This window comes from Streptomyces sp. SX-6 (genome assembly GCF_059089585.1).
The window spans coordinates 1-4576 of record NZ_JBTHHU010000071.1; the positions used below are offsets into that span (position 1 = coordinate 1).

5 protein-coding genes are annotated in these 4576 nt (G+C 66.7%); 4 read left to right on the forward strand and 1 reads right to left on the reverse strand.

Going from position 1 to position 4576, the window contains the following annotated elements; genetic code table 11:
• Positions 1–371: 371 nt before the first annotated feature.
• On the reverse strand, positions 372–719 hold the full coding sequence (locus ACV530_RS36410; protein WP_494337020.1) for a hypothetical protein: 348 nt from the start codon (positions 717–719) through the stop codon (positions 372–374).
• A gap of 109 nt (positions 720–828) precedes the next feature.
• Here ACV530_RS36410 and ACV530_RS36415 point away from each other — a divergent pair, with 109 nt between their 5' ends.
• The 4 genes from ACV530_RS36415 to ACV530_RS36430 all read left to right on the forward strand — a co-directional run bounded on the left by ACV530_RS36415 (position 829) and on the right by ACV530_RS36430 (position 4496).
• A complete protein-coding gene (locus ACV530_RS36415) occupies positions 829–1269 on the forward strand; it encodes a plasmid replication, integration and excision activator (RefSeq protein ID WP_494337021.1) in 441 nt (146 codons plus the stop codon).
• A gap of 2 nt (positions 1270–1271) precedes the next feature.
• Positions 1272–2612 (forward strand): FtsK/SpoIIIE domain-containing protein, encoded by a 1341-nt coding sequence (locus ACV530_RS36420; RefSeq protein ID WP_494337022.1) that lies wholly within the window; start codon positions 1272–1274, stop codon positions 2610–2612.
• Between the two features lie 16 nt (positions 2613–2628).
• Entirely contained in the window at positions 2629–2868 is a 240-nt protein-coding gene (locus ACV530_RS36425) for a hypothetical protein (RefSeq protein ID WP_494337023.1), read from the forward strand.
• A 134-nt stretch (positions 2869–3002) separates the two neighbouring features.
• Positions 3003–4496, forward strand: coding sequence for a rolling circle replication-associated protein (locus ACV530_RS36430; protein WP_494337024.1), 1494 nt, complete (start codon positions 3003–3005; stop codon positions 4494–4496).
• Positions 4497–4576: the final 80 nt, after the last annotated feature.

Sequence of the window (4576 nt, forward strand, 5' to 3'; positions counted from 1 at the left end):
CACTTGCATCCACGCTTTCCCGACTACGGACCTCATGCCTGAACTGACGCCCCGTCAGACGCGAGCTGACACACCGTCAGAGAGGCTTTGGGGAACCTTTGATCGGTGGGGCGGGAGCATGAAAGGGGGCCATTACACTTGTACCAATGGAGAGGGCAGGATGCCCTCACCGCGTAGTTTGGCACTCGGCCCCCTTTCTTGCTCCCGGAGGGGCCCCGCCGATTAAAGGTTCCCTAAAGCATCGGCCCCAATTCGCCCCCGCCCGCGACCGCCTGCGGCGGCTGCTTCGGCCCCGGCCAGGACAAAGCCCCCGCCGCTCCGGGAATGAAACCGGTGTGACGGGGGCTCACTGTCAGTGATAGGTGTAATGATCAGCTTGTCGGAGGCTGACGGTCGGGAAGGACCTCGGTCCAAGTCTCCTGTACACCGGGGGAGGTGATCCGCTTGCGCATGCCGTTCGGGGTGACTCCGCTCGCCCGCGCGACCGTCGCCAGCGGCAAGACGTCGTCCGTCACGGACCACGCTTCGAGGAACTGCCGGACACGGCTGGACTGGTCCTCGACGGCCTTAAGCGTCTCGATCAGGTGCCGGGCCCAGGACGCCTGATCTCCCTTGTGCAGGTCGAGGATCGGCGTCACGCGCGTCATCTGGACGTAAGCGTCATTGAGGGCATTCCGTGCCCATCGCTCGATCTCCTCCGGTACCGGCTGCTGGGCCATTCCTGATCTCCTCCTGATACGGGGTTGACGTTCCGAACGAACTAGGTTCACTATAGGCCCCATCGCGGTTCCCGGACAGAGGGAACCCTGTACGAAGGATCTCACTACCATGGCGATTCGTCCCGGCGCCCGCATCCCCGTCCACCACGAGACCGCGTTCCCGCACGGCTGCTACGCGACCGGCGACGTGTCGCCGGTGCCCGTCTTCGAGAACGGCAAGAACACCGGCCGACAGGAAGTCGACCTGCACGTCGGACAGCCCGTCTGGTCCGTCGCGGTCCTCGACGGCGACCCCGAGCTCAACGCCAAGCAGAAGTCCTTCGCGGTCAAGATCTCCGCCCCCCACCAGCCGGTTCTCCCCGACTCGCCGATCCCCGGCCTGCCGTTCATCCCGATCGCCTTCGAGCGGCTGACCGTCACTCCGTACGTCGAGGACCAGGGCCAGGGCAAGAAGGGCCGACTCCAGTACAGCTACCGGGCGACCGGCATCATCCCGGCCCCGATGCCGGGTCAGGCCGCCGCCAACTCCAAGGCCAGCAAGGAGAGTTGAGAGTGACCCAGCTCGCAACCGCGATCGAGGCCGCCCCGTACATCGGCGGGGCGGCCCTCGCGGCCCGGTACTCGTTCCCCGTCTACCGCTACTGGCGAGCCGACCCGTCGACCCGTCACAGCATCTGGACGGCTCGCCTGGCCCGTCGCTCCTGGAAGAGCTTCTGCCAGATGACCGGCCTGACCGCTCAGCGTCACCCCGGCACCTTCGCGCAGATCACCAACACGTCCGGTAAGCAGCTCAAGCCCGAGACCGTGTGGCCGACGCTCCGCACCAAGGTCGACCCCTTCGGCTTCGTTGCCTACTCCAAGGCCATCCCCAACGTCGGCCTCGCCGACTGGGACGCCGTCCGCGACCACATCGCCGACCAGTGGGGCGCTATCCGGATCAAGCTCTGGCAGCCCCAGCCGGGCTACATCAACGCCCGCGCCTTCCTCCGGGAACCGCTCGACGCGCTGATCCCCTCCGAGCTGACCACGATCGACGGCTCGCCCTTGGTCAAGCCCGGCAGCCTCCGCGCCGACTCCGACATCGTCCTCGCGTACACCGAGGACGGCGACCCCGTGGTGATCAACCTCGCGAAGGGGACCCACGGCGCGATTCAGGGTGCTACCCGGTCCGGCAAGTCGATCACCGTCAACACCTTGCTCGCGCACGCCGCTCTCATGGCTGATGTGCAGACCGTGATCATCGATCCGAACCTCGGCGCCGTCGCTCCCTGGTGGCGGACCGCCCACACCGTCTCGGCCGCCGTCTCGCCCGAGGAACCGATCGCGATCCTCCAGGGCCTCCGAGCCGAGATGGAACGACGGCAGGGCATCTTCTGGGCCCAACGCACCGACAAGCTCACCGACTTCACGCCGGACATGCCGCTGATCCTGCTGGCGATAGACGAGGTCTCGAACTACACGAACTGGGGCGACAAGAAGCTCGCCGAGAGGTTCCGCGCCGAGCTCCAGGCCGTCACGTCCCAGGGCCACAAGTTCGGCATCCGCGTCTGGCTCCTCGGACAGAAGCTCGAAGCCTCGGTCCTCAACACCGCGACCCGGACCAACCTCACGACCCGCATCTCGCACCGCGTCGACACGATCGAGGACTTCCTCCACCTCTTCCCCGACGGCCGCGACCTGGAGGTCACCGCCGCCGACCGGACCATGCCCCAAGGCGTCGGCATCGCCTCCGTACCCGGGATCACCCTGCCGACCCGGATGCGGTCCGTGTACCTCCCGGCCGAACACTGCTGGACCATCGCCGACGCCATCGTCGAAGCCGCGGGAGAGGTCCGCCCCCTCCCGGCCCCCAAGCTCACCCTCGCCAAGGAAGCCGCCGACCGCGCGGCCTGATGAAGGGATCGCCTGCATGCATCTCGACCACCGACCCAGCCAAGTCCCGCCGGCGCTTCTGCCCAATCCGGTCCAGCTCGTCGCCGCACCTCGACCGGTCGGCCGCTACGTCCTGGTCGGCGGCGCCGTTCTCGCGGCCGCGACCTGGTCCATCGCCGTGTTGACGATCCTCGTCGTCGCGCTCGCCATCGGCGCCATGTCCGTGGCCGTACTCGCCGCTACCGTGCGGGCCCTGATCGGGTCTCAGAAGCGCTAGCGGAGTGTCGAGGGTCCTCCGGGACCACGGGGGCGGGAAACTGCCCCAGAACAGCGCTGAGGCCCCTGGACTGATCCTCCGGGGGCCTCGGGTGTCGTCCGGTCGTCGCCTGCATGACTCAGAACGGAGAAGACGTGACCACGGTACAGGGCCAGACCCTCGGCGGTCATCCTGACGCGGACACTCTGGCCGGGGAAAAGCCCCTGCTGGCCGATCCTCTTGGCCCTCCCCGGCCAGCCGGGCCGGAGGCAGGAGGCAGGACGGGAGAGGGCCGCGCGGCCTCGGCCGTGCTTGGGCTTGTTACATCTGCCATAACTGTCCGTGTAAGCGAAACCGCAGGTCAGGGGCTTGACCTCTCGGCCCTCTGGGCACCGTCGTTCCCCGGTCCCGAGCTCGTCTCGGCTGCGGCCGGACTCTTCCAGAGCCCCCCCGCGTGGAACGGCCACGAGGGTCCTCGGCCGCGTCTGGTCATTGCCCCCGGCGTCGTGTCCCTCGAAGCCCCCGACATGGCCAAGAGGGAACGCGCCCTCGAACGCGAAGCCCGCCGCCGCCGGGTCGACGTCGAGCTCGAAGCCAGCTGGTTCGCCGCGACCGGCCAGATCCCCGACGGCCGACCCGAGTCGACCCGAGAGATCACCGAGTGGTCCCGCCGATCCCGGTCCCGCATGATCCGGCGACTCGCTGAACTCGACTGGACCCCGGTCCTCGGCGCCGTCGCCATCCCGGCCATGATCACGCTCACCTACCCTGCCGACTGGCTGACCGTCGCGCCGGACGGCGAGACCTCCAAGGGGCATGTCACCGCCTTCTACAAGCGCTACGAACGGGCCTGGGGCGTCCCCTTCGTCGGCCCCTGGAAGTTCGAGTTCCAGCACCGAGGCGCCCCCCACTACCACCTGTACTGCGTCCCGCCCGTCGGCATTGCCGGAGTGAAAAGGCGTCAGGAACACCAAGAGGAATTGGCGGAATGGAAACGTGTGGAATCCCTTTTCGAATACACGGGAATTCACCCGGGCCCAAAACCCCGATTCCGTAAGGCAATTGGTGACGGAATGCAATTCCGCGAATGGCTCAGTAATACATGGGCCGATATCGTCGCCCATCCCGATCCGGAAGAACGGACCAAGCACCGGAATGCCGGAACCTCCGTCGACTACGCGGAGGGTATGCGGACTTCGGACCCGAAGCGGCTCGCCGTCTACTTCGCCAAGCACGGGGTCTACGCGGACAAGGAATACCAGAACCGAGTACCCGAGGCATGGCAGGAACCGGGAAAGGGACCCGGTCGCTTCTGGGGCTATCGCGGCCTCAAGGTCCTCACGGCACAGGTCGAACTCAGCTGGGATGAATACCAGTTGATCAGTCGAACACTCCGGAAGCTCGCCGCTCGAACCCAGATCTGGGACCCCTCCCTGAATGCCGGCCGGGGTGGTCACCGCTGGGTGAAGGCGACTCGGACCCTCGAAGTTCCCCGTCGACTCGATCCCGAGACCGGAGAATTCCGCCAGTTCCGGAAAGTCCGACGACCTGTCAAGCGATTCGTCCGAACCTCCGGATTCCTCTGCGTCAACGATGGGCCCGCACTTGCATCCACGCTTTCCCGACTACGGACCTCATGCCTGAACTGACGCCCCGTCAGACGCGAGCTGACACACCGTCAGAGAGGCTTTGGGGAACCTTTGATCGGTGGGGCGGGAGCATGAAAGGG